This is a genomic window from Streptomyces sp. NPDC104307 (assembly GCF_055584045.1).
Genome location: NZ_JBVJMU010000012.1, coordinates 215,756 through 242,152 on the forward strand (window position 1 = coordinate 215,756; position 26,397 = coordinate 242,152).

Here is a 26,397-nt window from a genome sequence, read left to right on the forward strand (position 1 = left end):
CAGGTCGCGGGTGGGGCGGGTGAGGTTGTTACCTCGTGTTCACCGTCACGGAGCGCGGGTCGAATCCGAAGGGGAGCTCCAGCCGGTGGGCGCGCATCAGTTGCTCGTCGCAGAGGAGGTCCTGGGTGCGGTCGTCGGCGGCGATGACGCCTTCGCTGAGGATGACCGCGCGGCCGCACAGCTCAAGGGCGTACGGCAGATCGTGCGTGACCATCAGCACGGTGACGTCCAGGGAGCGGAGAATGTCGGCCAGTTCGCGGCGGGAGGCCGGGTCCAGGTTGGAGGAGGGCTCGTCCAGGACGAGGATCTCCGGCCGCATCGCGAGGACCGTGGCGACGGCGACGCGGCGGCGCTGCCCGAACGAGAGGTGGTGCGGAGGCCGGTTGACGAACTCCTCCATGCCGACCTGCTTCAGCGCGTCGGTGACCCGCTCCTCCAGCTCTGCGCCGCGCAGCCCGCCGGACGCGGGCCCGAAGGCGACGTCCTCGCGGACGGTGGGCATGAAGAGCTGGTCGTCGGGGTCCTGGAAGACGATGCCGACGCGGCGCCGGATCTCGGCGAGGTTGCGCTTCTCGACGGGGAGCCCGGCGACTCGGACGGTGCCGGCGCCCGCGTCGAGGATGCCGTTGAGGTGCAGGACGAGGGTGGTCTTGCCGGCCCCGTTCGGGCCGAGCAGGGCGACGCGCTCGCCGCGTGCGACGGTCAGGTCGACGCCGAAGAGCGCCTGGTGGCCGTCGGGGTAGGCGTAGGCGAGACCGCTGACTTCGAGGGACGGCGGTACGGGGCCGGGCTCTGTGCTCATACGGTCCATCCCAGCAGACACACGGCGAGGGCGAGCAGGGGGAGTGCCGAGGCGTATGCCCACTGGGTGCGCGAGGCGGTCACCTCGTCGATGACCGGCATGGTGCCGGTGTAGCCGCGGCTGACCATCGCGAGGTGGACGCGCTCCCCGCGCTCGTAGGAGCGGATGAAGAGCGCGCCCGCCGATTTGGCCAGTACGCCCCACTGCCGCACCCCGTGCGCCTCGAAGCCGCGTGAGCGGCGGGCGATGGACATCCGGCGCATCTCGTCGGTGATCACATCGCCGTATCGGATCATGAAGGAGGCGATCTGGACGAGCAGCGGCGGCAGCCTCAGCCGTTGCAGGCCGAGCAGCAGGGAGCGCAGTTCGGTGGTGGAGGCGAGGAGTACGGAGGCGGCGACGCCGAGGGTGCCCTTGGCCAGGACGTTCCAGGCGCCCCAGAGGCCGGGGACGCTGACGGAGAGCCCGAGTACGTGGGTCTGCTCGCCGGGCACGACGAACGGCATGAGCAGCGCGAAGGCGACGAACGGCACCTCGATCAGCAGCCGCTTGAGGAGGAAGCCGGCCGGGACGCGGGCCACCGCGGTGACGCCCGCCAGGAGCAGCGCGTACAGCCCGAAGGCCCACACCGCCTCGCGCGGGGTGGTGACGACGACCACGACGAAGCAGAAGACGGCGGCGAGCTTGCAGTGCGGCGGCAGGTCGTGAACCGGCGAGTGCCCGTGCCGGTAGAGCTTGTGGGCGTGCCCGGCCGCACCCTGCCCCGGGGCGGGCCCGAGCCGGGGGCGTGGGTGGTTGCTGTCTGTGGTGGGCTTCCACCGAGCGCCGGCGCCCATCAGACCTTCGCGTCCGTGCTCGTGACGGTCTCGGGCTCTTCGCCCTTGCGGCGGCGGCGGGTGACGACGTAGAACGCGCCGCTGCCGACGACGAGGGTGGCGCCGACGCCGATCACTCCGGCCAGTCCGCCGGAGATCCGGGCGTCGGAGATGTCCTTGACGCCGTAGTCCGCGAGCGGGGAGTCCTTGGCGGCGTGGTCCTCGGCCTTCTTGTCGATGCCCTTGTCGGTGGCGACCTTCTCCAGGCCGTCGGGGTTGGCGGAGGCGTAGAAGGAGACGAATCCGGCCAGGACCAGCGCGGTGACCAGGCCGGTGGCCCACAGGCCCCGGTTGGAGCGGGCGGCGGGTGCGGCGGCGACGGGTTCGCGGGCGGGCGCGTCGACGAGTTCGCCGTCGACCCGGAGCTTGAGGGGGGCGGTGAGTCCGCGGGCGCCGTGCACGAGGTCGGGGCGTACGGCGATGACGGCGCCGACCGTCAGCGCGGTGATCACCGCCTCACCGATGCCGATCAGGACGTGGACGCCGACCATCGCGGTGAAGACCTTGCCGATCGGGATGTCGGTGGTGCCGCCGATCCAGTACATCAGCGTGAAGGCGCAGGCCGCGGCCGGTACGGAGACGAGCGCGGCGACGAAGGAGGCGGCGGTCATCGAGCGGCGGGTGCGCGGCAGCAGCCCGGTGAGCCCCCGGAAGAGGGCGTACGCGACGACGGTGGTGACGATGCCCATGTCCAGGATGTTCACGCCGAGCGCGGTCAGCCCGCCGTCCGCGAACAGGATGCCCTGCATCAGCAGGACGACGGAGACGCAGAGGATTCCGGTGTACGGCCCGACCAGGATCGCGGCCAGCGCCCCGCCCAGCAGATGGCCGCTGGTACCGGCGGCGACCGGGAAGTTCAGCATCTGCACGGCGAAGATGAAGGCGGCGACCAGACCGGCCAGTGGCGCGGTCCTCTCGTCCAGTTCCCGGCGGGCCCCCTTCAGGCTGACGGCCACGGCACCGGCGGCCACGACTCCGGCGACGGCGGAGACGGGCGGGTTGATGAATCCGTCGGGCACATGCATGGGGGAGGCTCCGCTTCCTGCGTTACTGCGTGACTGCGCGGGGTCATGAACCTCTCAATAATAGAACCTTGTTGCGAACGGTTTGCAAGAGCGCCGTCGTCACAACTGCCCAGGGTTCTCAAAGTGCTCTTTACGTAAAATATGCGACATTAGAGGGCGAAGACGTATACAAGAGACGTATACACAGGAGGAGCCGGCCCATGTCCCCCGTGATCAAAGAACATGCCAGAGCCCGGCTCGTCACCGACGCCCGCGATATGCCCGTCGTCCCGGTCGAGCTGCGTCACGACACCGCCGACACCCCGCCCCTGATCCGGATCGCCTTCCCCAGCGGTACGGAATGGGCTCTCGAACGTGAGCTGCTGGAGCGCGGGCTGCGTGCCCCGGTCGAGCGCGACAGCTACCGCGTCTGGCCCTGCGGCCGGGCCCAGCTGGTCGTCGAGCTCCATTCGGCGGCCGGTGTCGAGGTGGTGCAGTTCGACAGCGCCCCCCTGATCCGCTTCCTGCGCCGCACCCACGCGGAGGCCAGGACCGGTCCCAGGCCGGAGGCCGCCCCCGCCTGACCCGCTCCACGCACTGACCCGCTCCATGCCGAGAGCCCCCGTGCACACCAGGCGCACGGGGGCTCTCGTCGCTCCGGTCCCCCGTCCCCACAGGTAACCGGCGCTTCCGGGGCCGCGCTCCGCTCAGACGCGGCTCCGGAGATCTGCGGCTCGAAGAGCGGCTCGGTGAGCGGCTCGATGAGCGGCTCAGGAGCGGCTCAGACGCGGGTCAGCTCGCGCTCACCGCCGTGGTCCGGACCGGCCCCGTCATCGGTGGCGGCGCCGAGCTCCTTGCGCAGCCCCTCACCCTCCACGTCGACGTTCGGCAGCACCCGGTCCAGCCAGCGCGGCAGCCACCAGGCGCGCTTGCCCAGCAGGGCGAGCACGGCGGGCACGATGGCCATCCGCACGACGAACGCGTCGAAGAAGACGGCGATGGCCAGCGAGAAGCCGATCATCTTGATCATCTGCTCGCTGGAGCCGATGAAGCCGGAGAAGACCGCCATCATGATCACGGCGGCGGCCGTGACCACCCGGGCACCGTGCTTGAAGCCGGTGACGATCGCCTGGCCGGGCTTCTCGCCGTGGACGTACGCCTCGCGCATCCGGGTCACGAGGAAGACCTCGTAGTCCATCGCGAGACCGAAGACGACGCCCACCATGAAGATCGGCATCATCGACATGATCGGACCGGTCTGCTCGACCCCGAAGAGCGAGCCGAGCCAGCCCCACTGGAAGACCGCGACGACCGCGCCCAGGGCCGCGACGACCGAGAGCAGGAAGCCGAGCGCCGCCTTCAGCGGTACCAGGACCGACCGGAAGACCACCATCAGGAGTAGGAAGGCGAGGCCGACGACGAGCGCCAGGTACGGCAGCAGCGCGTCGTTCATCTTCTGCGAGAAGTCGATGTTCATCGCGGTGGAGCCGGTGACCAGGACCTCGGCGCCGGTGTCGGACTTGATGTCCTTGCCCGCGTCGCGGATCGCGTGGACCACGTTCTCGGTCTCGACCGAGCTGGGCCGGTCCTTCGGGACGACGGTGATCATCGCCGCGTCGCCGGCCTTGTTGAAGTTGGCCGGGGTGACGGCGACGACACCCTTCATGTCGGAGATCTCGTCACCGACGCGCTTGGCGGCGGCCTTGCCGTCCGAGCTGTTCTCGGTGTCGACGACGACCATCAGCGGGCCGTTGAAGCCGGGGCCGAACCCGTCGGAGAGCAGGTCGTAGGCGCGGCGCTGGGTGGTGCTGGTGGGCTGGGAGCCGTCGTCCGGCAGGCCCATCTCCAGCGAGGCGGCCGGGATCGCGATCGCGCCCAGGCCGAGGACGCCGACGAGCAGCACCCACACCGGCTTGCGCAGCACGAACCGGGCCCAGCGGGTGCCCATGTTCGGCTTGGCGTCGGGCTTGTTCTCGTCGTTCGCCGCCTTGCGCGCCTTGCGTCCCATGACCCGCTTGCCCGCGAAGCCCATCATCGCCGGGACGAGGGTGAGCGCGATGAGGACGGCGATGGCGACCGTGCCGGCCGCCGCGAAGCCCATCTTCGACAGCATCGGGATGTTGACGACGGCGAGGCCGACCAGGGCGATGACCACGGTGAGCCCGGCGAAGACGACCGCGGAACCGGCCGTGCCGACCGCCCGTCCCGCCGCTTCCTCGCGCTCCCGGCCCTCGGCCAGTTCGGCCCGGTAGCGGGAGACGATGAAGAGCGCGTAGTCGATGCCGACCGCGAGGCCGATCATCATCGCGAGCGTCGAGGTGGTGGAGCCGAGGTCCAGCACGTTGGCCAGGGCCGTGATCGTCGAGACGCCGATGCCGACCCCGATCAGCGCGGTGAGCAGTGGCAGCCCGGCCGCGATGAGCGAGCCGAAGGTGATGACGAGCACCACCGCGGCCAGCGCGATGCCGATGACCTCGGTGGCGCCGGTCTCCGGCATCACCTGGAGCGCGTCACCGCCGATCTCCACGGTCATCCCGGTCTTCTGCGCCGCCTCGCCCGCGTCCTCCAGGGCGTCCCGGGTGTCGTCGGTCAGCTCCATCGAGTTGACCTTGTAGGTCACCGAGACGTACGCGGTCGAGCCGTTCTTGGAGACGGCGTTGCCGGTGTACGGGTCGACGACCGAGGCCACCTGGTCCGAGCCGGACTTCAGCTGGGCGGTGATCTTCTTGACGTCGGCCTTGTTGGCCGGGTCCGTCATCTTCTCGTTCTCGGGGGCCTTGAAGACGATGCGCGCGGTCGCGCCGTCGGCGCTGGCCGCGGGGAATCGCTGTTCCAGCAGGTCGAAGGCCTTCTGCGCCTCCGTGCCCGGGATCGAGAAGGAGCTGGAGGTGGCGGTGGACGCGGAGGCCGCGCCGAATCCGGCGAGCGCCAGCAGGGCCACCCAGATCAGGGCGACATAGCGGCGGCGACGGAAGGCGAGCCGCCCGATTTTGTAAAGGAATGTGGCCACGGGGGCGTACTCCCGGTCGGGTCGTTGAGTGGAAAAAGGCGTGAGGAACCAGCCCGACGACGAGAGCGGCGTGTCAGGTGGAGCTTTTGGGGAGAGGGCCGTGCGGGCGCCGTGGGGACGGCTGTCAGATTCCGGTGGGGGCTGGAGAGCCCCGCCGGGATCTTCGGTCAGACTCCGAGAGCGGGGAGGATCACGGAGTCGACGTAATCGGTGAGGAACGCGTGATCGACCGGGCGGTCCTCGATGAGCTGCCGAGCGGTGAACGCGCCGATCAGCATGTGGGGTACGTACTTCAGCGCCGGGTTGTCCGGACGCAGCTCACCCCGGTCCAGGGCTCGGTTCAGCAGCACTTCGAGGCCGGAGAGCTCCGGCTCGACGAGCAGTGCGCGCAGGGCCTGGAGGAGGTCGGGGTTGTCGTGGACGGCATGGCTCAGACCCCGCATCAGCGCGGCGTCCTTCTCCATCTGACAGTCATCGGTACGGCTCAGGACGGCGTGGAAGTCACCGCGCAGCGAGCCGGTGTCGACGTCGCCGAGGGACACGGGCTTGTTGCGCCGCAGAGCCGTGACGACGAGCTCGGGCTTGCTCCCCCACTGGCGGTAGAGGGTGGCCTTGCTGGAACGGGTGCGGGCGGCGACGGCGTCCATGGTCAGGGCGTCGTAACCGACCTCACGGAGCAGGTCGAGCACGGCGGCGTACAGCTCGCTCTCGCGTTCGGGCGTGAGCCGTGTGCGTGCCATGTGTCGACCCCCGTTCCCGAGCTCGCGGTGTCCAGCCCGTCCGATCGAACATGCATCAATCGAACGAAACTGTTTCGTACACCTCGACGGTACCCCGGCCACCCAGCGAAACGAAATCGTTTCGCTTGTGTTCCGCGCCACAAGTTGCCGCACCCCTCCCGCGCGGAAAGCATTGGGGGGTGAGTGACGACGTCTCGTATCTCCGGTTCCCGCACCTCCACGAGGATCTCCTCTGCTTCGCGGCGGAGGACGATCTCTGGGTCGCCCCGCTCGCCGCGGAGGGCGAGCGGCCCGGACGCGCCTGGCGGCTGACGGTCGACCGCACCCGAGTCAGCCATCCGCGCTTCTCGCCCGACGGGACCAGGATCGCGTACACGACCTGGCGCAGCCTCGACCCGGAGATCCACCTCGCCCCGGTCGCCGGCGGCCCGGCCCGCCGGCTCACCTACTGGGGGTCGACGGACGCCCGGGTCTGCGGCTGGACCCCGGACGCCGGGGACGGCGCGCAGATCCTCGCCGTCTCCTCGCACCGGCAGCCGTTCTCGTACTTCTCCTGGGCCTACAGCGTGCCCACGGACGGCAGCCCCGGCGGCAGGCTGCCCTGGGGCCCGGTCTCCGACATCGCCGTCGCGGACATCGACGGCGAGCGCCGCACCCTGCTGCTGTCCGGCACCCCGCCGCACGAGCCCGCCGCCTGGAAGCGCTACCGGGGCGGGGCGACGGGACGGCTGTGGCTGCACGGCGAACGGCTGCTGCCGGACATCGGCGGGCACCTCGGCTCACCGATGTTCGTCGGCGGCCGGATCGCCTTCCTCTCCGACCACGAGGGCGTCGGCAACCTCTACTCCTGCCTGCCCGACGGCACCGGTCTGCGCCGCCACAGCGACCACGACGCGTTCTACGCCCGGCACGCCTCCAGCGACGGGCGGCGGGTCGTCTACCAGTGCGCGGGCGAGCTGTGGCTGGCCGACGACCTGGAGTCGCCCGACGCCGTGCCGCGCAGGCTGGAGGTGCGGCTCGGCGGACCGCGCGCCGGGCGGCGCCCGTACCAGGTGGCGGCCGCCAGCCACGTCGACGCGCTCTCCGTGGACGAGACCGGCCGGGCCAGCGCCGTATCGGTACGCGGCAGCCTCTACTGGCTCACCCACCGCGACGGCCCCGCCCGCACCATCGCCGACACCCCCGGCGTCCGGGTCCGGCTGCCGGAGATGCTCGGCAGCGGCGGCCAGGTGGCGTACGTGACGGACGCGGCGGGCGAGGACGCGATCGAGATCGCCTACCTGCCGCGCGCCAGCGGCGACCGCGCCCCGCGCCGGCTCGCCCCCGGGCGGATCGGCCGGGTCCAGGAGCTGGTCGCGGACCCGGACGGCGAGATCCTCGCGATGGCCTCGCACGACGGGCGCCTCCTGCTCCTGGACGTCGAGGAGGACACGAGCGGCGAACCGGTCGAGCTGATCCGCTCGCTCAACGGCCCGGTCCGCGATCTGGCGTTCTCCCCGGACGGGGCCTGGCTGACCTGGTCGCACCCCGGCATCGGCCGCACGCTGCGCCAGATCAAACTGGCCCGGATCACCGGCGCCGGCTCGCCCGTGATCGTCGATGTCACCAACGGCCGCTTCGAGGACGAGAACCCCGTCTTCACGGGCGACGGCCGCTACCTCGCGTTCCTCTCCTGGCGCGGCTTCGACCCGGTGTACGACGTGCACACCGGGGACCTCTCGTTCCCGCTCGGCTGCCGCCCCTACCTGGTCCCGCTCTCCTCCGCGACCCCCTCCCCCTTCGCGCTCTCCCCCGACGGCCGCCCGGCCGCGGGCGGCCTCGACCCGGTGGACACGGCGGAGGCGGGCGCCGCCGAGGGCTCCACGGTCACCGTCGAGTTCGAGGGCCTGGAGAGCCGGGTCACGCCGTTCCCGGTCGCCGCCTCCAAGTACTCCGCGCTGTACCCGGTCAGCGGCGGCGGCCTGGTCTGGCTGCGCTGGCCGATCTCCGGCGCGCTCGGGGAGACGTTCGCCAACCCTGCCGACATGTCGGGCCGCCCGACCCTGGAGCACTTCAACATCGCCAAGGCGAGGAAGACCCAACTCGTCGACCACCTCGACTGGTTCGCCGTCAGCGGCGACGCCTCCCGGCTGGTCGTCATGGACGACGGCGAACTGCGCGCCGTCCCCGCGACCGAGCCCGGCGACAACGACTCCACGGTCTACCTGGACCTGCGCCGCATCCTGCACGACGTCGACCCGGCGGCCGAATGGCGCGGTGCCTACGACGAGGCGGGCCGCATCATCCGCTCCTACTTCTGGGAGCCGGACATGTGCGGCATCGACTGGGACGCGATCCTCGACCAGTACCGCCCCCTGCTCGAACGGGTCTCCACCCCCGACGAGTTCGCCGATCTGCTTCGCGAGGTCCTCGGCGAACTGGGCACCTCGCACGCCTACGTCGCCCCCGCCCGCCGCAACGAGGGCCCGCCGCACTACCAGCGCGCCATCGGCCTCCTCGGCGTGAACTTCCTGTGCCGGGACGGCGACTGGACCATCGGGCGCATCCTGCCCGGCGACTCCTCCGACTCCAGGGCCCGCTCCCCGCTCGCCGGTACGGGCATCAGGGAGGGCGCGGTCCTCACCCACGTGGACGGCCGCCCGGTCGACCCCGTCGCCGGCCCCTACCCGCTGCTCGCCGCAGCGGGCGGCACCACGGTCGAGCTGACCTTCCGGCCGCCCGGGGAAGAGGGCCGCTCCCGCCGGGTAGCGATCGTCCCGCTGGTCGACGAACGCCCCCTGCGCTACCAGGACTGGGTGGCCAAACGCCGCCAGGTGGTACGGGAGTTGAGCGACGGCCGCTGCGGCTACCTGCACATCCCCGACCTGGGCGGCTCCGGCTGGGCCCAGTTCAACCGTGACCTGCGCCTGGAGGTCTCCCGCGAGGCCCTGATCGTGGACGTACGCGGCAACGCGGGCGGCAACATCAGCGAACTCGTCATCGAGAAGCTCACCCGCACCATCCTCGGCTGGGACCTCACCCGTGACGCCCAGCCCGTCAGTTACGCCTCCAACGCCCCGCGCGGCCCGGTCGTCGCGCTGGCCGACGAGGCGACGTCCTCCGACGGCGACATGATCACCGCCGCGTTCCGGCTGCTCAAGCTGGGCCCGGTGGTGGGCCAGCGCACCTGGGGCGGCGTCGTCGGCATGACCGGACGCCACCAGCTGGGCGACGGCACGGTGATCACGGTCCCGATGAACGCCGCGTGGTTCGACGCCTACGGCTGGACGGTGGAGAACCACGGCGTCTCCCCCGACGCGGAGGCCCTGCGCACCCCCCTGGACTGGGCGGAGGGCCGCCACGCGGTCCTGGACGACGCGGTCTGGATGGCCCTGGACCTCCTGGCGGCGACCCCGGCCGCGACGCCACCGACGTACGACGCGGTCCCGGACCTGAGGCGTCCGCCGCTGCCGCCGCGGTGAGCGCGGACCGCGGCGGGGCGTCCCCCGAGGCGTACCTGCCCATCGGGGAGCACGGCCTGATCGGGGATCTCCGCACCGCCGCGCTGGTCGGCACCGACGGGCGCATCGACTGGTTCTGCGCGCCGCGCTTCGACTCCCCGAGCATCTTCGGCGCACTCCTGGACGCGGAGCGCGGCGGCGTCTGGGAGATCGGCCCGAGCTGCGAAACGGCGTCCCGCCAGCAGTTCTACTTCCCCGACACCGCCGTCCTGATCACCCGGTTCCTCACCGAGGACGGCATGGTCGAGGTGCAGGACTTCATGCCGGTCCTGCGGCCCCACGACGCGAACCACCGCCAGCGGCTGGTGCGCCGGGTGGTATCGGTGCGCGGGAGCATGCGGATGCGCACCCGCATCGCACCGCGCCTCGACTACGGCCGGGCCCCCCACCGCGCGGTGGCCTGCGAGGGCGGGGTCCGGTTCGTCTCCGACGGCCTCACGCTGCTCGTGCGCAGCGGCAACGGCCTGTCCGTGGCGGACGGCGAGGCCCACGGGACGTTCGAGCTCGACCAGGGCGATGAGGTGCTCTTCGTCCTGGAAGTCGAGGAGCCTGGGGCCGCCGACGCGGAGCCGTGCCCCCTGGACCCGGACGCCACCTCGGGGCTGTTCGACGCCACCGTGGCGTTCTGGCGCACCTGGCTCGGCCGGTCCACGTATCAGGGGCGGTGGCGGGAGATGGTGCACCGATCGGCCCTCACCCTGAAGCTCCTGACCCACGAACCCACCGGGGCGGTCGTGGCCGCTCCGACGCTCGGGCTGCCGGAGCGCATCGGCGGTCCTCGTAACTGGGACTACCGGTACGTCTGGATCCGGGACGCGGCCTTCTCCCTGTACGCCCTGCTGCGGCTCGGGTTCACCGAGGAGGCCGAGTCCTTCGTGGCGTGGCTGACCCGCTGCCTCAGCAGGGCCTGCGGCGACGGCGCCACCGGCCCCCTGCACGCGATGTACACCATCGACGGGGAACCGGAGCTGCCCGAGTGCGAGCTCCGGCACTTCGAGGGGTACCGGGGTTCCGCGCCGGTCCGCACCGGCAACGGAGCGGCGCAGCAGCTCCAGCTCGATGTCTACGGCGAACTCATCGACTCCATCTACCTGTTCAACAAGTACGGGGCAGGCATCTCCTACCGCGCCTGGCAGGACCTGACGACCATCATCGACTGGCTGCTCGAACGCTGGGACAGTGCCGACGAGTCGGTCTGGGAGACGCGGGCGGGCCGGCAGCGCCACACCTACTCGCGGATCATGTCCTGGGTCGCGGTGGAGCGCATGGTGCGGATGGCGCGCCAGCGCGGGCTTCCGGCCGATCTGGTCCGGTGGACCCGTGCGCGGGACGACATGTACCGGCAGGTCATGGAGGACGGCTGGAACGAGGAACTGGGCAGTTTCGTCCAGCGCCTCCGCGACGCGGACGGGCCGCCCTCCCAGGTGCTGGACGCCTCGTTGCTGATCATGCCGATGGTCAAGTTCCTCTCGCCGCGCGACCCCCGCTTCCTCGGCACGATGGAGGCGATCAGGAAGGCGCTGGTCGCGGACTCCCTCGTCTTCCGGTACGACCCGGCCGAGGCGCCGGACGGGCTGGACGGGACGGAGGGGACGTTCACCATCTGCTCGTTCTGGTGGGTCGAGGCGCTGACCCGCAGCGGCCGGATCGACGAGGCGCGGCTGGCGCTGGAGAAGATGTTCACCTTCGCCAACCACGTGGGCCTCTACGCGGAACAGATCGGGACCACGGGCGAGCAGCTGGGGAACTTTCCGCAGGCCTTCACGCACCTCGCGCTGATCAGCGCGGCGGTCAATCTCGACCGGTCCATGTGACGCCGAGTTATTGGCACGGGGCGCCCCCTCGGGTGTGAAGCCGGGTATGGAGCCGGGTATGGAGTGGCGTCGGGCGGCTATGAGTACCGCATGCCACACCATGATCTCGTCGTGATCGGAGCCGGAACGGGAAACGCGGTCGTCGACGACCGCTTCTCGCATCTGGACGTCGCCATCATCTCGGAGGGCCCCTTCGGGGGCACCTGTCTCAACGCCGGTTGCATTCCCAGCAAGATGCTGGTGGCGACCGCCGACATCGCCGACACGGTCCGCGACAGCGACCGGCACAACGTCAGGGCCCGGCTGGAGGAGGTCTCCTGGCCGGCCGTGCGGGAGCGCGTCTTCGGCCGCCTCGACGCCCAGGCCGCCGAGGGGGAGAGCGGCCGCCGCTCGACCGGCTGGGTGACGGTCTACCGGGGGCGGGCGCGCTTCGTCGGGGAGCGGGAGCTGCTGGTCTCGACGGACTCCGGGGACGAGCACGTCACCGCAGACCGCATCGTCGTGGCGGCGGGCGGACGGCCTGCGGTGCCGCCCCCGATCGCGGACGCGGGTCTCCCGTACGAGACCTCGGACACCGTGATGCGGCTGAGTGAGCCACCGTCCCGGCTGGCCGTCGTGGGCGGCGGCTACATCGCCGCAGAGCTGGCCCACGTCTTCCACTCGGCGGGCACAGAGGTGACGGTGATCGAGCAGTCGGACGGCCTGCTGGCGCAGCAGGACGAGGAGGTGGCCGAGGCGTTCACCGGCATCGCGGCAGACCAGTGGGACGTACGCCTGGGCCGGGAGGTCACCGGGCTGAGCGGCACCCCCGGCGATCTCACACTGCGGCTCGACGACGGTACGACGGTCCGGGCGGACACGGTGCTCGTGGCCGTGGGACGCCGCCCCAACACCGACATGCTGGACGTCGAGCGGGCCGGTATCGCCTGTGACGACCACGGCCTGATCGAGGTCGACGCCCAGCTGCGTACCAGCGCAGAGGGCGTGTGGGCGCTCGGGGACGTCTGCGACGGCGGACCGCCGCTGAAGCATGTGGCGAACCGCCAGGCGGCGGTGGTCGCGCACAATCTGCTGCATCCGGGACGCCCGCGCGAGATGTCGTACGCCGTCGTGCCCTCCGCCGTCTTCGCCCACCCGCAGATCGCCCAGGTCGGTCTCACCGCGCAGGAGGCCCGCGAGCGGTCCATCGACATCGTGACCGGCCGCCGCCGCTATCAGGATGTCGCCTTCGGCTGGGCCCTGGAGGACACCGAGGGCTTCTGCAAGGTCCTGGTCGACCGGGCCTCCGGGCAACTGGTCGGAGCCCATGTCTTCGGCCCCCAGGCGGCCACCCTCATCCAGCCGCTCGTCCTGGCCATGTCCTTCGGGCTCACCGCACGTGAGGTGGCCGAGCGCCCGATGTGGATTCACCCGGCCCTCACCGAGGTCGTGGAGAACGCCCTGCGCGACGCGGCCGGGCAGACGGACGACGGCTCCTGAGCCCGCGAGCCGGATGACCGGCCCGGGTGAACAGACCCAAACCCGCGGGGCGGCCCTGGTTCCCTGGCGTGGATCAGGGAACGCGTTGCACAGGGCGCGCCGAACCGGGTCATTTCCGGACTGATGGACGAACGGCGTACCCGACGACGAGGAGGATGTGCAGTGGCCGACTTTCTGACCGACATCAAGACCCTTCGCCAGCGTGCCCGAGAGGAGATCGGCAAGGGCCCGGTGACCGACGCGTACGGCGCGGACCTGCCGCGCGTGCTCCAGGTGCTCAACGAGGCACTGGCCACCGAGATCGTCTGCACCCTGCGCTACAAGCGCCACTACTACACCGCGACGGGCATGTACTCGGAGCCCGTGGCGGCGGAGTTCCTGGAGCACGCGCAGGAGGAGCAGCAGCACGCGGACAAGCTCGCCACCCGCATCGTGCAGCTGGGAGGCGAGCCGGACTTCGACCCCGACACCCTGACCAGCCGTTCCCACGCGGAGTACGACGCGAGCGAGGGCCTCACCGCAATGATCGAGGAGGACCTGGTGGCCGAACGGGTCGCCATCGCCTCGTACACGGAGATCGTGCAGTGGCTCGGCGACCGCGACCCCACAACCCGCCGCGTCTTCGAGGACCTGCTCGCCCAGGAGGAGGAGCACGCCGACGACCTCCGGGGCCTCCTGGAGCGCCTCCCCACGAAGTAGCCGGCCCCGCGAGCGCCCGTCGGCCTCGTCCCGGAATTCACTCCGGGACGAGGCCGACGGGCGCTACCCGACGAGCCCGAAGGCGTAGGCAAGGCCGCAGAGGGAGAGCACTCCGCCTATCACGACGAACATCGTCCGGTTCCAGGTCCGCATGCCTCTGGACTGAGCCTGCCTGACTCCCCCGAACCTGCTGAGCGGACCGGACCGCACGGCGAAGAACCCACCGAAGAAGAAGATGAACAGTCCGACGACAACACGCATCAAGGCCCCCTGACTCAGCGGCTCCCGGCCGCACCGCGGATCACCCACCGAAGCCCCTGAAGGACCACGGCGGAGAAGTGGTGCTGCGAGTACCCGCCTACGCGCAACACAAGCCTCGCAGGCGTCAGTTGACCAACCACACATGCAGCTTCCCGTCCTGCCGCCAGGTGGTTCAGTTCAGCCCGGGTACGGCTGCGCCTGGCAGGTTTGGCCGACCCCTCGAACGGACCGGGCCCCGCCGCATTCGCTTCCACGATCTCCGTCACTCGACCGCACTCCTTCTGGAACAGGGCGTCGAACTCGTCGTCATCAAGGAACTCCACGCCTATGCCCACGTCGGCGTCACCGCCACCGTCTATGTCCGACTCCGCCTCCAGCGCCACGCCCTCGACCTCCTGGAGCTCGCACTGCGCCCCGTCGTCCGACGCCAGGCTCGACAATGGTGAAGACCCGTCGCTTTCTGCGGCGCCCGTCCGCTGACCTTGCCGTGAGCTGTTGCCATCAAGACGTCCAGAAGCCCCCCCCGGAATGAGAATCCGGTGGGGCTTCTGACTTTATAATCAGCTACTTCTGTGATGCTCTAGAAATCCACCCTTCGAGCCTTGTGACGAATTTTTCTAGATGCATCTCAAAGTCAGCACCAGAAATCTTTCCACTCTCGAAATGTCGCCATGATTCGGCCAGTGCGTCAACCAGGTCACTTTGCTTAATGAGGAGATCGGCAAGCTCCTCCCCACTCAGCGAACGCTTCCCCTCAGAGATCATCCATGTGGCACTCGCCGCGTCCGCCGAGATTCCTCGACCAGCGATTCCGACAGTGCGCCACGAAACTCGCGAGTCAGCAGCAATCCTGAGGAACACATCGAGCGCCTCTGAGTTTCTTGCAGCCATCCACGTTCCTTGCGATCGGGACGCAGCACTTGAAAGCACTGGTCAGCGTATCAATGACGAGAATCCTACTGACCACCGGAAAGGAACTTCCTCGCCCACGGAATGGCCGCCTTTCCCTCCGGGACGTTAGCCCCTCCCGCTCGGAGAACATTTGCACAGCACGTCAGGCAGCTATTACCCAGCGGGACGACCGCTTCCCCCTCGTGAGGCATCAGGTGCGTGTGCCGCGCCGTCGACCACGTCCGAGGCTCTGCCAGCAGGAGCCCCAGGGCTTCGGCGTAGTCGCCTGACGTCCGCTTCGTCGTGGAGGGGCGGGATGTGCGGGGTCCGACGCAGTACAGGCACGGACGTCCGTGTGCTGCTCGTCCGGGGTGCGGGGCAAGGGCGACAGCGACGGGCGCAGGTGGCTGTCCTCTGACGTTCGATCCTGGCGTTCGACAGCAAACCCAGTCGCTTCCGCTTCCTTGCCAGTGAACCTGGACGTACGAGGCGCGTCGCCTTCTGACGTCCCCTCACTCCCTGGGTGGAGCAGCCTGAGTCGCTCTCGCCCGCCCGGCGGAGGCGGTTCAGTACGTGGAAGGACGCTGACCGGCCTCGTCGGCTGCGAGCCTCGAAGCGCGGGCCGGTCCGGCCCGCGGACGTGAGGAGCGCAGATGTCCATGGCCAGGCCGACCACGACAACCGAAGGATCGGCACACGCGCCACGCGGCGGAAAAGGCCGCCTGCGGCGGGCCTGGCGTGCGGCTCACGAGCCCGCCGCAGGGGTACCGCGCTGGGCCCGCCGGGTCGCCTACACCGTGCCGCTGGTGGTGCTCCCGTCCGGAATCTGGCGCCTGGGCGTGCTGTTCACCGAGGACAAGCGGGGCGGGGCCGTCGCAGACTGGGCGATGAACGGCTACATCGTCTTCCTCACCCTCATCTCCGAAGTCCTCGCGTTCACGGCCGTTGGGCTGGTCGCCCGCTGGGGCGAGGTGTTCCCGCGCTGGATGCCGCGGCTGGGCGGGCGGCGGATACCGACGGCCGCCGCGGTCGTCCCTGCCACGATCGGGGCGACGATCCTGACCCTGGTCTTCACAGTCATCGCGACCGTCACCACGGTCACCCAGTCCAAGACCAATGGTGATCCGCTGCCGGCCGACTTCCCGAGCAAGGCCGGTGGCTGGGAAACCGTCTACTTCTACGCCTCCTACGTCCCCCTGGTCCTATGGGGCCCGATGCTCGGCATCCTGACGTACGCGTACTGGCGCCGACGTGGGTCGGCAACGACCTTGCCGCTGCCGACGACAGTCGGCAACACGTGACCCGCGTCCCCCCAAGGTCACGGTGTCGACGGACAGAACCGGCATCACGTGATCCGCGCCAATCAACCAGCCACAGTCATGACGTTCGCCCGAACGGAACACGAAGTGCGGGCTCGGACTCGCCAACTCGGTCGCTCGGGCCTACCGAGGGGGATCGCCGAGTGCGCCGTCGTCCGTGCCGACGAGCGCCCCCACCATCCCGGACCTGCCGACCTGGCCCCGCTGTCCGGCAACGAGATCCACCGCCTGTTCATCACGTTCGTCGTCCAACCGGTCCACCACGCAGCCCACCGGCTCGACTGGTCCGACTGGCGCCGCCGCCAAGCCCGGTCCCGCACGAGCCATCACCAGCAACAGGCCGCATCTCAGACATGAAGATCGCGCTCTACAGCTGGAGCCTTTAGCAGCTTGCCATTCGCGGAAGCAATCTTATAGATTTCCTCAAGCAAAGCCTTGAGGATGCCGCAGCAGGTGCAGCAACCTCACAAGAAATCAAGCAACTTGGGGGGTTGCCCGGTGTCCGATTCACATGAGTACGTTCGCGCTCCGGAACATCTACTGTTCGGACGCAACGGCGCCGATACGCTCGGCGGCGCCCGCCCCTACGACCGGCCGTGGCCCGACGGCACCGTCCGGGCGAGCCGCCACCACACCCTCGTGTGCCTGGAAGGCGACTACGGCGACGGTCGCGGGGACAGCGCGCTGGCAGACCTCCGCAGGGCGTACCCCTGGCGGCACGTCACCAGGTGCCGGAACACGATCGTGGTCTGGCCGGTCGGCACGGTGTGGGTCTCCCACCAGCCGGGCGCGGTCATCCTGCGCGGTGACATCGACGGCCTGGACCGGGCCGCCGTCCAAGCCATGTATCCCGGCCGGACGGTCAGTTGCGACGGGGCGCAGCTGACCGTCTGGCCACCCACCCCCGCGGCGGGCTGAGGCGCCCGGACCGAACCGGCGTCCGGACGCGCGCAGCTCGCACCACACCGTCTTCACGTACGGCCCCTGCTCCACGCCCCACCGCAGCGCGAACGCGTCCAACAGCAGCAGCCCGCGCCCGGACTCCGCATCGCCCGCCGCGAACCGTATCGCCGGCCACACCCCCGGCGCCGGATCGCTCAGCTCGACCCGAACCCGCCCGGCACCCGTACCGCTGATACGCAACGTGACCGGCACCCCCGCCCCCACGTGCACGATCACATTGGTCAGCAACTCACTGACACAGAGCAGCAGATCGGGCACGTCCACCTCCCTCAACCGCCGCCGCAGCATGCGCCGCAACTCCGGTACGGCCTCCGGCACGGCGAGCAGCTCCACCGTGAACGGCAGCGCGGTCACCCCCCGGCCCCCACACGCAGCGCCTCGGCCAGCCGACGCGCGGTCACCACGTTGCAATTGCCGAGCGCGACCAGCGGCGGATGCTTCGACCACCCGGCCAGCGTCAGCGGATCGACGCCGAGCGACGGCAGAGTGATCCCGTGCGCGGCGAGCGCGGCGCGCAGTGCGTCGATGTCCTTGACGATGTCGTACGTGGGTGAGTCGTCCCTGATCTCGTCCATGAGGAGGCATACACCTTTCGTTGCTGAATGTGACGAACACGTCACACGCTGCCGCACGGACTCATGCCGTGGAAGGGTTTGCCGCTCCACAGAGCGTGGCGCGAAAGGCCCCGCCGCGCCGACCACGCGTACGAGCCCTGCGGAAGCCTCTGTTCCACCCTCAAGCTTTCCTCAGGGTTACGGCGATTCAACCCAATCCCGACGTAACCGCTGCAAAGGTTTCCTGCAGCCCGGCCCAGCCGTCCGGGTGTCACTCGCAGGGGGAGCTACGTGCGAAAGAACGCATTGCCGACGTTGACCACCACAGCCGGTGCAGTCGCACTGGCCGTAGCCCTGGTGACCGGATGCACCAGCGACTCCGACGGGCCGAGCGCCCCGACGAGCAGCCCGAGCCGGCACCAGGGCTCCTCGGGCACGTCCGAGCGCAACGACCACAAGCTGGGTGCACAGGTCCAGCAGACCCTCGGCACAACCCAGATCAACAACAGCGACGGGCTCTTCGTCGAGGCCGGCCTCGAACATGCCCGCGACGGCTTCCACTCAAGGCCGGACCTGGAGCGAGGACGCTCGTACCAGTTGACGGTGACCTGCGAGGGAAAGGGGCATGTCCGCCTTTCCGTAGCCCTCAAGAAACCCCTCCACCGAACCCTCGCGTGCGACGGAGCCGTGTGGCGAGAACTCCTCACGGCGCCAGGGGGCGCGATCAAGATCGACGGTGAAGGGGCGAAGGGAGCCACGGGAATGGTCGGGTGGCGCCTCGACAGGGCGAGGAAGGCGGACGAGTAAGCCGCAGACATACACCTTCGTTGCTGACTGTGACGAACACCTCACGCGCTGCCGCACGGGCCTCTACCGTGGAGGGCGTTACCGCTCGGACGGAGCGCAGCGCGAAAGGCAGTCAACGGTGGCCACACGCAAGGAAATCGACGGCTCGGCGGGAGTCCCGCAGTTCTACGGGAACGAGCTCCGCTTCAAACGGGAGGAAGCGGGCCTGACGCTGGAGAAGCTGGTGGACGGCAGCTTCTTCGGCATCACGTACCTGAGCGAGATCGAACACGGGCATCGGCGCATGCCGGTGGAGCTGGCACGCCACGTGGACCGGGTGCTGCGGACGGACGGGTTCTTCGAACGACGTTGTGAAGATGTGCGTAAGGCGAGGCACAAGGGTCACGCGGACTACTTCGGGCGCGTGCTGGAGGCGGAGAAGCACGCCGCGTCCATCGAGGAGTGGTCACCGGGCGTCTTCCCGGGTCTGCTCCAGACGGCACCGTACGCCAGAGCCGTCATCTGCGCCGAGCGCGTGCCTGAGCTCGAAGAGGAGATCGACGAGAAGGTCAACGCGCGGCTGGCGCGGGCGCAGCTCTTCGAGGCGAGCCATCGGACACCGCAGTACTGGGCAATTCTGCCGGAGGCGCTGTTACGGCAACCGATCGTGTCGTCGCAGCACATGGCTGAGCAGCTCGACCACATCGCCGCCCTCATCAAACGGGGCCGAATCATTGCGCAGATCATTCCGTGGAACGCAGGGCCGCACCCGCTCATGCTGAGCAACGCCATGGTGCTGGACTTCACGGACGCTCCTCCTCTGGTCTACATGGAGGGCCAGCACCACGGAAATACCGTCGACGATCCTGGCCTCGTGAAGCAGTATCGGAGGTCGTACGATCTCCTGAGGGCCGCCGCCTCGCCGCCGGATGCGTCCCTAGCCATGATCCAGGAAGCGGCAGAGGACTACCGAAATGGCGTTCAGCCAGTACGACTTGACCGCCGCCACCTGGCGTAAGAGCAGCTACAGCAACTCATCCGGCGGCAACTGCCTGGAAGTGGCACAGGACTTCGCGCACTGGCGTAAGAGCAGCTACAGCAACAGCAGCGGCGGCGACTGCCTCGAAGTCGCAGACGGCCACCCCGGGCTCGTCCCCGTACGCGACTCCAAGCGGCCCAACGGCCCCGCGCTCATCGTGCACGCGGCGGCCTGGGCGCCCTTCGTGGAGTCCGTCAAGGCGTCCTGAGCGCCCCGGCGGACCGCGCGTCGGCCCGGCGGCGGCGTGATCCTGGTCAGGTTGAAGGCGGCTCCGTGCCGAAGACGTCCGGGTCGTCGACGTGCCAGATACCCATTCCCTTCAAGGTCAGGGTGCAGACGTAGGCCTTGCGGACCTTGGCGCCGGAGGAGTCATGGTCGTAGGCGACGCCGGTGACCCTGTACTGCTTGGTGCCACTCTTGACCGTGGTCGTAGCGTGACCGTCCTGACGTTCAGTGGGGAACTCGGCTTCCAGAGGTGACCGGAACTTACCCGAGACGACAGACTCGCAGTGTCGCTCGGCATCTGACGCCTGGGCACCGGATTGGCTGCGGGTGTAGGTCACGCCCTCTCCGCCGTTGTCTTTCACTCTGCGCAGGGTGCCGTTCGGCAGCAGCGTGAGCGTGGTGGGTTCGCCCGGACTGCAGGAGGAATGCGGCTCGGCGACGGCTGCGGTGGTCGGGTCGATATGCACCGGACCGGTGGAGCCCGATGAGTCCGCCAGGGCGCCTTTGAAGAGGCAGTAGTAAATACCGTTGCCGCCCTTCTGAGGGCCGTCCTCGACGAGCGAGAGGACCTTGTCGTCCGCGTCTCCCTGGCCGACGGTCAGAGTATGGGTGACAGCGCCGTTGTCGCTGGTGGCGGTCCACATACCCAGGAACGCCGTCGGTACCGAGCCGTCCTCGGAACCGGTGCGGTGGCTGTCGTCTCTCCTCGTCAAGGTGTAGATCACGCTGCCGGCGCTCAGCGACACGACCACGGCGACGGCGACGATCGACAGGACGATGCGCCTGCGCATGCGTGTGCGCTCGGGGGACGGCGGAGGCTGAGAAGAGGGAGACGCTTGGGGAAGGAAAGGGTTCTGGTTCGTTGCGTAGGCGGCGCCTGCGGCCGGGCCCGTGCTCTGCGGTTCACGCTGGGGCAGCGGGAACGGGTGGTGGTGGGGAGACGGCACGGGGGCCGGTTCCCTGGCCGGTGTTGCCTCCGGGGCCGGCGTTACGTCCGGGACCGGTGTTGCCTCCGGGACCGGGGCCCTTGCCTGGGGCGTGTCGCGAGAGGGCGACGGCACCAGGTTCTCCGGGTTCTCCGTGTCCAGGAGACTCACCGCGTGCCGGCCGAGCTGGGCCACCAGGGAACCGGGCAGCCACGGCTCGTGCAGGCGGCCGTCGGCGACCGTGTCCTGCACGCCTGTGCGCCGCAGGACCTCCGAGAGACCGGGGCGCGCCGCAGGGTCCTTCCGCATGCAGTCGCGTACGAGACTCACGAGGGTCTGCGGCATGCCCTCCAGGTCGGGTTCCTCCTCCGCGACGCGGAACATGAGCACGTGTGCTCCGGTCTGGGTGGTACCGAAGGGCATCCGGCCGGTGGCCGCGTAGACCAGGACCGAGCCGAGGCAGAAGATGTCGCAGGCGGGCGTGATCTGCTCGCCGCGCACCTGTTCGGGGGCCATGAACCCGGGGGAGCCCAGGAGTGTTCCGGCGCGGGTGAGGCCGCCGTCGCTGGCCACATCCAGGGCGCGTGCGATGCCGAAGTCGATGACGCGGGGGCCGTCGATGGTGAGGAGGACGTTGGCGGGCTTGAGGTCGCGGTGGACGAGCCCGGCGGCGTGGATGTCCTGGAGGGCGTGGGCGAGACCGGCGGCCAGTACGCGTACCGAGCGCTCAGGCAGGGGGCCGTAGTCGCGTCCGACGACCTGCCGGAGGCTGGGACCGGCGACATAGCCGGTGGCAAGCCAGGGGACGGCGCTCTCGGTGTCGGCGTCCAGCACCGGCGCCGTCCAGTGTCCGCCGACCCGCCGCGCCGCCTCCACCTCGTGCCGGAACCGTGCCCGGAACTCCTCCTGCGAGGCCAGTTCCTCGCGCACCAGCTTGACCGCGACTGTGCGGCCCCGGTCCGAGCGGGCGAGGTGGACGTGGCCCATGCCGCCCGTCCCCAACCGCCCCAGCAGTCGGTACCCGCCAATCTGCCTCGGGTCCCCGTCCCCCAGCTCCTCCATGTCCCGCCGCCTTCCCCGCCCGTGAGTCCGCGTGGACAACAGGGCGAGAGTACTGCGGCGCTGTTGCACCGTGGTACGAGCAAGTCCACGGTTCGGCAACAGGGGCGTCCACCTTCCACGCACTGACACCGATTGAGGGACACGAAACGTGCAACTACGCAGCATTCTGGCGGACCTCGACATGTGGCTGGCAGAGCATGCTCCGGGCGACCAAAGGCAGTTGATGCCGCCGGCGGATCCGACACGAGCCGCAGCCCTGGCCGCGGGGCGCTTCCGCATCCACGAGGACGTACTGACTTGGCTGTCCGTTCACGACGGCTCACAGCGTGATCCGCGCCCGGCGGCGGGCGCCTTTATCCCCCAGGACTTTCCGCTCCTTGGGGTGACCGGCATGTCGCTAGGACTAGCGGGCATGGTTGAGGAGGTCGAGCGGGCCGTCGAGGACGGCGACGAGGAATTCATCGTCGGTCTGGAGGCGGACGAGCGATGGCTGCCGGTTGCGATGAACCACACAGGGGGCCAGCTCGTCGTCGATCACCGACCGGGGGGTGAATACGGGGCCGTCCTGGAGCTGGACCCGTCCATCGGAGTGAACGGGGTGAAGCGGTGGGACAGCATGTCCCATATGTTCATTTCGGTCCTGGAGGCCCTCCAAACCGGATCGGCCCTCATGACCGGCAGCGGTGTGAAGGCTGTGCCCCGCATCGAGGAACCTGCGGACGCCTTGCCGCACGTTGTCTGGGACCTCTACTTCGGCTGACCACACAAAGACTGCCCGCGTCTCCGTGGTATCCGACATGCTCGTTGAGCTCAGCGGGTGCGCTGTGCGATCTCGTTCTACTGCTCGTTGGTGGTACTGGCCCGGCCGGGACGCGACCCGGGCGAGCCTTACAACGTTTCGGGGGCTGTGATGAACTCCAGCGCGCTGCCCCTGAAGTGGCCACCGCAGACCGGGCACTCGTTGCGGTACGAGTGGGCACGTGAGCGCTCGGCTACGTTGGAGATCAGGGGAGAGGCAACGTCCCATTCGATTACCCGGAACTTCGCACCGCAGGCCGGGTGCGAGGTACTTTGAGGCTCTCCTACAACGGCCCCGGCGAAATCCTCTTCCGCCGCTGTCCCGGCGACCACCCGTCTGTCGAGAGACGACAGGTCGGTCCCGTCACTCCAATGCAGGTACCAGCAGTGCAGCGGCGAGACAGGGCTTAGACGGAGCACGATACGGCGCATCCGGGGGTGGCTCGCGAGCAAGCGGTCCTCCAACTCGTCAAAGTCGCGGATCGGTTCGTCAGCCCTGACCAGTTCTCCTGCCCGAAAGTACTGCGTGTCCCACTTGCGAAATCGCACTGTCAGCCCGTCCACAGGTCCACCTTGCCCTCGGGCATTCCGTTCATGAATCATCATTCGCGGAAGAGGCAAGGATCAGGCCTCTCACCAGAAGACTTACACCGTCCCCCGACAGCTGGACCAAGGCACTGTAGGGCGAATAGAGAGAGTCCGTGAACTTTCCATAGAGATTGATCCAGTCAAGAATCAGGAATACCGGTTCTCCTGTTGCGCCATCGTTCAGGCGAAGCCTGAACGGCCAGCCGGCGCGCACCACTCCACCTACGCAGCGAATCGCGCACGTTGCGGTCGCAGCACTCCTCTCCTCTACCGAGTAGATCTGGAATTCACCACCAGCGTTGTCATCCATGCTTATCCGTCTTAATGCGGGGCGTCGGAGAAGGGGAGAGCAGTATCCCCCCACGTGAATGCGAGCTTATCTTGTATAGCCTCGTAGGTGACAGCAGCACCTGAACTCTCCATATCGAACTGATCATGTAGCCACCCGTCCATGGCCAACGCCGCCGCCTCGGACCGATAGTCACTAAGAAGATAATCGAGTGAGGACGTACGAACGAAAACTCCAGCGGGAAGAAGTTCACTCAAGGCGGGTGCATTGATGGAGATCCCGAAGGCCAGCCAGGCGGCGTCTTTCCAGTGCAGGCCTGATGCGGGTAGGCCGAGCCAGACTTTCTTATAGATCTGCATGCTGTGCGGCGGAATCACGTCGCCGAGCGGAACGGCTTCGGCCCGCAGGTCCACTGCGAGCCCGCCCCTGCCCCCCGCTCCTCGATACCGGAACTTGAATACTTGGGTCACGATGTCCTTCAGTCCCCGAAGTTGAGGCGATAAAAAGCTGCCAGCCGATCAGGAGCCTTTTACCCGGAACTTCGCACCGCAGGCCGGGTGCCCGAATCCCTGCGCAGATCATTCCGTGGAACGCGGGGCCACACCCGCTCATGCTGAGCAACGCCATGCGGCTGGACTTCACGGACGCTCCTCCGATGGCTTTCAACCACTACGACTTGACCGCCTCGGCCTGGCGTAAGAGCGCCTACAGCAACAGCAGCGGCGGCGCCCTTCATCGAGTCCGTCAAGGCGTCCCGAGCGAACACCACCGACCGGCTCGCGATCATGTCGCGTAGTCCTCGACGAGTTGCGCGATGATCCTGTGGAGGGCGTCGGCCCGGTGGCGGTCCTCGCCCTGGTTACGCAGAGCGTCGTCGAGTGACCTGAGTCGGGTCAGGGCGGCCGGGCTCCGCTCCCTCAGCTCGTCGAACGACGTGGTGACCATGTCCAGGCACTGGGTGAACAAGGACCGAGTGGCAGGGGCCGGAGGAGACGGGTCCGAGGCAGTGAGCCCACTGGTCAGGTAGCGCACGGGATCCGTGAGGCTCCAGCCGACGACCGTGCCGTCCTGGACGAGGAGCACCACCGCGGGGGCGATGCCGATGCGGGCCTCCAGTGGCTCGTCGAGCACGTCGAGGTCGCGCAGACACGTCAGTGCGGTGTCCCCGGGAGCGCGGCACAGCTCCGTGGTCGTCTCCACGCGGAAGTCCCGGACCTCATCCGCACGAAGCCCGCCCGGCCGGACGGCAGGTGTGACGGGTACGCACAGGCTGTCCTCGGCGTCCGCAGCCTCATGGGGGAGGCGGAACTCCGCGCCGACCAGTTGCCGGCTCTCCCGGTCGAAGCGAAGCTCGTCGGGGGTGTCCCACAGCCATTCCGTACTACCGAAGGTGCCGAGCTGGAACTGCGAGCGCTCCTCCACGTCCGTGTAACTCCCGATGTACACACGGAAGTCCCGGAAGTCGAAGCGCGGTGCAACGGCCAGGGGCTCCCCCGCCACGGTCGCGATCCAGTCACCATCGATGGTGATCTTCACGGTGATTGCTCCTCATCGGATCTTCACGCCGGGCGCCATGTTGCTCTGCTTGGCAGTTTCCACCTCCTTTGAACTTGACGTTCTGCGCCCGTGCAACAACCTCCTCCGTGGCCTTTTTCGCGTCTTCCCTGGCCTTGGCCGCCTTCTTCGCGGCCTTACAGAAGGTCTCACGTGGTGAGCGGCTGCGGAGCCTCGGTGTCACTGGAGTGGCGTCGAGGTGCCGCCACGCCCCCCTCCCAGAGCGATGGTTAATTCGGTGAGTCAGCGCCGCTTCAACGAAGGGAAAGCTATTCCTGTTGGAATTCTTATTGGAGCAGGAGGCGGTCGCGCACCGAAAAGCGAGGCGTGAGCTGGATCTCCGTGGTTCCTGCGCACTCGCCCATATGGAAGTCGATGGAAATGTTTTTAGTCAATTTCCCCGAGGTGACGGAAAGGCGCGTTGCGCTTTCACGGAAGAAATCTAGCATCTCAACCCCCCGATCATTCACCCAGCGAATCCTCACTGACCTCGCCAGCGCATCGTAGGAGAAAGTCATGGATTGCCCTGAATTATCCTGCAAAGTGAGAACTCGGGTGCCGCTTTCGTCCGAATCCGGCCATTCGCCGATGGCCTCGTAGACCTCTTCGTCGTCTGGGGTGAGGAACTCTCGGTACACGTCCACCTTCACTTTCCACTGTACGGCGGCCAGTGTTTCAGGCTGCCGTGAATACTGACACTTGGGCCGCTGCCGCGGAAGACGACCGTGGACAGTCTATGTACGCCGTTCGGCAGAATCTGCCAGGTACTCTCGACGCCAAGCGCTCCGTGCGGGCCGTAGAGGACGGATTCGGTCACGCCGAAATCACCGCGTCCGCCGTCCCATTCCTTGCTGAACGTGCGGTCGAATGGCTGATTGGTAGTGTGGGACAGGTGATCGGTGACATATTTCCGCATCTCCGGAGTATCTGGTATTCCGATCCGATTGAGTTGCAGCTCGTTCTGCAATGCCCTCGGCGAGTTGTGGGAGTCCGCTTTAATGTTCTTGTTGAACAGGTAATCGAGCTTTCGGGGATCGACCTCCGCTTTTCGCCCCTTTCCCTCGCACGGAGAAAGGCCGAGCGGGTCCGTCCACCGGTGCGGGTTGTCCACGTACGCGACGGGATTGGGGGCCGGGGCGAGGCCGAGGGGGTCGGGGGAGGCGTAGCGGCCGGTTTCGGGGTCGTAGTGGCGGAAGAGGTTGTAGTGGAGGCCGGTTTC

Annotated in this window: 26 protein-coding genes and 2 pseudogenes; 12 read left to right on the forward strand and 16 right to left on the reverse strand. The window is 68.6% G+C overall.

Annotation, left to right across the window (positions count from 1 at the left end; all coding sequences use genetic code 11):
- Positions 1-28: 28 nt before the first annotated feature.
- Genes ACZ601_RS27145 through ACZ601_RS27155 form a run of 3 tightly spaced genes read right to left on the reverse strand, consistent with a single transcriptional unit; the run spans position 29 to position 2,702 of the window.
- Entirely contained in the window at positions 29-802 is a 774-nt protein-coding gene (locus ACZ601_RS27145; protein ID WP_440577339.1) for an energy-coupling factor ABC transporter ATP-binding protein, read from the reverse strand.
- Positions 799-1,638, reverse strand: a complete 840-nt coding sequence (cbiQ, locus tag ACZ601_RS27150) for a cobalt ECF transporter T component CbiQ (RefSeq protein WP_469542605.1) — start codon at positions 1,636-1,638, stop codon at positions 799-801. The genes ACZ601_RS27145 and cbiQ overlap by 4 nt, the downstream gene beginning before the upstream one ends.
- The gene (locus ACZ601_RS27155) at positions 1,638-2,702 is read right to left on the reverse strand and encodes an energy-coupling factor ABC transporter permease (RefSeq protein ID WP_469542608.1); all 1,065 of its coding nucleotides are present in this window, start codon (positions 2,700-2,702) and stop codon (positions 1,638-1,640) included. Before ACZ601_RS27155 ends, cbiQ begins: the two co-directional genes overlap by 1 nt.
- Positions 2,703-2,902: 200 nt before the next feature.
- Here ACZ601_RS27155 and ACZ601_RS27160 point away from each other — a divergent pair, with 200 nt between their 5' ends.
- Positions 2,903-3,265, forward strand: a complete 363-nt coding sequence (locus ACZ601_RS27160) for an SsgA family sporulation/cell division regulator (RefSeq protein ID WP_440577342.1) — start codon at positions 2,903-2,905, stop codon at positions 3,263-3,265.
- A 197-nt stretch (positions 3,266-3,462) separates the two neighbouring features.
- Here ACZ601_RS27160 and ACZ601_RS27165 read toward each other — a convergent pair whose 3' ends face one another.
- Both ACZ601_RS27165 and ACZ601_RS27170 read right to left on the reverse strand, forming a co-directional pair.
- Positions 3,463-5,691, reverse strand: a complete 2,229-nt coding sequence (locus tag ACZ601_RS27165) for an MMPL family transporter (RefSeq protein ID WP_469542612.1) — start codon at positions 5,689-5,691, stop codon at positions 3,463-3,465.
- A 167-nt stretch (positions 5,692-5,858) separates the two neighbouring features.
- Positions 5,859-6,431 carry a TetR/AcrR family transcriptional regulator gene (locus ACZ601_RS27170; RefSeq protein ID WP_440577344.1) on the reverse strand — a complete coding sequence of 191 codons (573 nt, stop codon included), beginning with the start codon at positions 6,429-6,431 and terminating at the stop codon, positions 5,859-5,861.
- A 179-nt stretch (positions 6,432-6,610) separates the two neighbouring features.
- Here ACZ601_RS27170 and ACZ601_RS27175 point away from each other — a divergent pair, with 179 nt between their 5' ends.
- The 4 genes from ACZ601_RS27175 (at position 6,611) to ACZ601_RS27190 (ending at position 13,923) form a co-directional block, all read left to right on the forward strand.
- Positions 6,611-9,892 (forward strand): S41 family peptidase, encoded by a 3,282-nt coding sequence (locus ACZ601_RS27175; protein WP_469542615.1) that lies wholly within the window; start codon positions 6,611-6,613, stop codon positions 9,890-9,892.
- Positions 9,889-11,745, forward strand: a complete 1,857-nt coding sequence (locus ACZ601_RS27180) for a glycoside hydrolase family 15 protein (RefSeq protein WP_469542618.1) — start codon at positions 9,889-9,891, stop codon at positions 11,743-11,745. Before ACZ601_RS27175 ends, ACZ601_RS27180 begins: the two co-directional genes overlap by 4 nt.
- Before the next feature lie 90 nt (positions 11,746-11,835).
- Positions 11,836-13,224: a mycothione reductase gene (locus ACZ601_RS27185; RefSeq protein ID WP_469542621.1), complete on the forward strand. Its 1,389-nt coding sequence runs from the start codon at positions 11,836-11,838 to the stop codon at positions 13,222-13,224.
- A 162-nt stretch (positions 13,225-13,386) separates the two neighbouring features.
- A complete protein-coding gene (locus ACZ601_RS27190) occupies positions 13,387-13,923 on the forward strand; it encodes a ferritin-like domain-containing protein (protein WP_469542624.1) in 537 nt (178 codons plus the stop codon).
- 63 nt (positions 13,924-13,986) lie between these two features.
- Here the strand turns inward: ACZ601_RS27190 and ACZ601_RS27195 are convergent, their stop codons facing one another.
- Positions 13,987-14,184, reverse strand: a complete 198-nt coding sequence (locus ACZ601_RS27195) for a hypothetical protein (RefSeq protein WP_469542627.1) — start codon at positions 14,182-14,184, stop codon at positions 13,987-13,989.
- Between the two features lie 218 nt (positions 14,185-14,402).
- Here ACZ601_RS27195 and ACZ601_RS27200 point away from each other — a divergent pair.
- Positions 14,403-14,630 (forward strand): annotated as a pseudogene (locus ACZ601_RS27200) (site-specific integrase); the annotation flags it as partial.
- Positions 14,631-14,748: 118 nt separating this feature from the next.
- Here the strand turns inward: ACZ601_RS27200 and ACZ601_RS27205 are convergent.
- On the reverse strand, positions 14,749-15,075 hold the full coding sequence (locus ACZ601_RS27205; protein ID WP_469542630.1) for a hypothetical protein: 327 nt from the start codon (positions 15,073-15,075) through the stop codon (positions 14,749-14,751).
- Positions 15,076-15,734: 659 nt separating this feature from the next.
- Here ACZ601_RS27205 and ACZ601_RS27210 point away from each other — a divergent pair.
- Positions 15,735-16,376: a hypothetical protein gene (locus ACZ601_RS27210; RefSeq protein WP_469542633.1), complete on the forward strand. Its 642-nt coding sequence runs from the start codon at positions 15,735-15,737 to the stop codon at positions 16,374-16,376.
- A 141-nt stretch (positions 16,377-16,517) separates the two neighbouring features.
- Here the strand turns inward: ACZ601_RS27210 and ACZ601_RS27215 are convergent, their stop codons facing one another.
- Positions 16,518-16,646, reverse strand: a complete 129-nt coding sequence (locus ACZ601_RS27215; protein WP_469542636.1) for a hypothetical protein — start codon at positions 16,644-16,646, stop codon at positions 16,518-16,520.
- Positions 16,647-16,892: 246 nt separating this feature from the next.
- Here ACZ601_RS27215 and ACZ601_RS27220 point away from each other — a divergent pair, with 246 nt between their 5' ends.
- The gene (locus ACZ601_RS27220) at positions 16,893-17,312 is read left to right on the forward strand and encodes a hypothetical protein (protein ID WP_469542691.1); all 420 of its coding nucleotides are present in this window, start codon (positions 16,893-16,895) and stop codon (positions 17,310-17,312) included.
- Between the two features lie 138 nt (positions 17,313-17,450).
- Here ACZ601_RS27220 and ACZ601_RS27225 read toward each other — a convergent pair.
- Positions 17,451-17,645 (reverse strand): annotated as a pseudogene (locus tag ACZ601_RS27225) (ATP-binding protein); the annotation flags it as partial.
- A gap of 62 nt (positions 17,646-17,707) precedes the next feature.
- On the reverse strand, positions 17,708-17,932 hold the full coding sequence (locus tag ACZ601_RS27230) for a hypothetical protein (RefSeq protein ID WP_079193632.1): 225 nt from the start codon (positions 17,930-17,932) through the stop codon (positions 17,708-17,710).
- 294 nt (positions 17,933-18,226) lie between these two features.
- Between ACZ601_RS27230 and ACZ601_RS27235 the strand changes: the two genes are divergently transcribed.
- The 3 genes from ACZ601_RS27235 to ACZ601_RS27245 all read left to right on the forward strand — a co-directional run bounded on the left by ACZ601_RS27235 (position 18,227) and on the right by ACZ601_RS27245 (position 19,944).
- Positions 18,227-18,718, forward strand: coding sequence for a hypothetical protein (locus ACZ601_RS27235; protein ID WP_469542639.1), 492 nt, complete (start codon positions 18,227-18,229; stop codon positions 18,716-18,718).
- A gap of 118 nt (positions 18,719-18,836) precedes the next feature.
- Entirely contained in the window at positions 18,837-19,715 is an 879-nt protein-coding gene (locus ACZ601_RS27240) for a helix-turn-helix domain-containing protein (RefSeq protein WP_469542642.1), read from the forward strand.
- Positions 19,672-19,944: a DUF397 domain-containing protein gene (locus tag ACZ601_RS27245; RefSeq protein WP_469542644.1), complete on the forward strand. Its 273-nt coding sequence runs from the start codon at positions 19,672-19,674 to the stop codon at positions 19,942-19,944. The genes ACZ601_RS27240 and ACZ601_RS27245 overlap by 44 nt, the downstream gene beginning before the upstream one ends.
- A gap of 46 nt (positions 19,945-19,990) precedes the next feature.
- Here the strand turns inward: ACZ601_RS27245 and ACZ601_RS27250 are convergent, their stop codons facing one another.
- On the reverse strand, positions 19,991-21,949 hold the full coding sequence (locus ACZ601_RS27250) for a serine/threonine-protein kinase (protein WP_469542647.1): 1,959 nt from the start codon (positions 21,947-21,949) through the stop codon (positions 19,991-19,993).
- Positions 21,950-22,097: 148 nt separating this feature from the next.
- Between ACZ601_RS27250 and ACZ601_RS27255 the strand changes: the two genes are divergently transcribed.
- Positions 22,098-22,709, forward strand: a complete 612-nt coding sequence (locus tag ACZ601_RS27255) for an SMI1/KNR4 family protein (RefSeq protein WP_469542650.1) — start codon at positions 22,098-22,100, stop codon at positions 22,707-22,709.
- 630 nt (positions 22,710-23,339) lie between these two features.
- Here ACZ601_RS27255 and ACZ601_RS27260 read toward each other — a convergent pair.
- From ACZ601_RS27260 to ACZ601_RS27280, 5 genes are all read right to left on the reverse strand, one after another.
- Complete coding sequence (locus tag ACZ601_RS27260) at positions 23,340-23,645, reverse strand: hypothetical protein (RefSeq protein WP_469542653.1); 306 nt, start codon at positions 23,643-23,645, stop codon at positions 23,340-23,342.
- 11 nt (positions 23,646-23,656) lie between these two features.
- Complete coding sequence (locus ACZ601_RS27265) at positions 23,657-24,037, reverse strand: hypothetical protein (RefSeq protein WP_469542655.1); 381 nt, start codon at positions 24,035-24,037, stop codon at positions 23,657-23,659.
- A 370-nt stretch (positions 24,038-24,407) separates the two neighbouring features.
- A complete protein-coding gene (locus tag ACZ601_RS27270) occupies positions 24,408-25,160 on the reverse strand; it encodes a hypothetical protein (RefSeq protein WP_469542658.1) in 753 nt (250 codons plus the stop codon).
- A gap of 305 nt (positions 25,161-25,465) precedes the next feature.
- On the reverse strand, positions 25,466-25,822 hold the full coding sequence (locus tag ACZ601_RS27275; protein ID WP_469542661.1) for a hypothetical protein: 357 nt from the start codon (positions 25,820-25,822) through the stop codon (positions 25,466-25,468).
- Positions 25,823-25,824: 2 nt separating this feature from the next.
- Positions 25,825-26,397, reverse strand: a 573-nt coding sequence (locus ACZ601_RS27280) for an RHS repeat-associated core domain-containing protein (RefSeq protein ID WP_469542664.1), incomplete at its 5' end; no start/stop codon positions are given.

What these genes read in the sequence shown, in the direction of transcription:
- ACZ601_RS27145 (WP_440577339.1), bottom strand. Translation starts at nt 802, where the DNA reads ATGAGCACAGAGCCCGGCCCCGTACCGCCGTCCCTCGAAGTCAGCGGT.
- cbiQ (WP_469542605.1), bottom strand. Translation starts at nt 1,638, where the DNA reads ATGGGCGCCGGCGCTCGGTGGAAGCCCACCACAGACAGCAACCACCCA.
- ACZ601_RS27155 (WP_469542608.1), bottom strand. Translation starts at nt 2,702, where the DNA reads ATGCATGTGCCCGACGGATTCATCAACCCGCCCGTCTCCGCCGTCGCC.
- ACZ601_RS27160 (WP_440577342.1), top strand. Translation starts at nt 2,903, where the DNA reads ATGTCCCCCGTGATCAAAGAACATGCCAGAGCCCGGCTCGTCACCGAC.
- ACZ601_RS27170 (WP_440577344.1), bottom strand. Translation starts at nt 6,431, where the DNA reads ATGGCACGCACACGGCTCACGCCCGAACGCGAGAGCGAGCTGTACGCC.
- ACZ601_RS27185 (WP_469542621.1), top strand. Translation starts at nt 11,836, where the DNA reads ATGCCACACCATGATCTCGTCGTGATCGGAGCCGGAACGGGAAACGCG.
- ACZ601_RS27195 (WP_469542627.1), bottom strand. Translation starts at nt 14,184, where the DNA reads ATGCGTGTTGTCGTCGGACTGTTCATCTTCTTCTTCGGTGGGTTCTTC.
- ACZ601_RS27205 (WP_469542630.1), bottom strand. Translation starts at nt 15,075, where the DNA reads ATGGCTGCAAGAAACTCAGAGGCGCTCGATGTGTTCCTCAGGATTGCT.
- ACZ601_RS27210 (WP_469542633.1), top strand. Translation starts at nt 15,735, where the DNA reads ATGGCCAGGCCGACCACGACAACCGAAGGATCGGCACACGCGCCACGC.
- ACZ601_RS27230 (WP_079193632.1), bottom strand. Translation starts at nt 17,932, where the DNA reads ATGGACGAGATCAGGGACGACTCACCCACGTACGACATCGTCAAGGAC.
- ACZ601_RS27245 (WP_469542644.1), top strand. Translation starts at nt 19,672, where the DNA reads ATGGCGTTCAGCCAGTACGACTTGACCGCCGCCACCTGGCGTAAGAGC.
- ACZ601_RS27250 (WP_469542647.1), bottom strand. Translation starts at nt 21,949, where the DNA reads ATGGAGGAGCTGGGGGACGGGGACCCGAGGCAGATTGGCGGGTACCGA.
- ACZ601_RS27260 (WP_469542653.1), bottom strand. Translation starts at nt 23,645, where the DNA reads ATGGATGACAACGCTGGTGGTGAATTCCAGATCTACTCGGTAGAGGAG.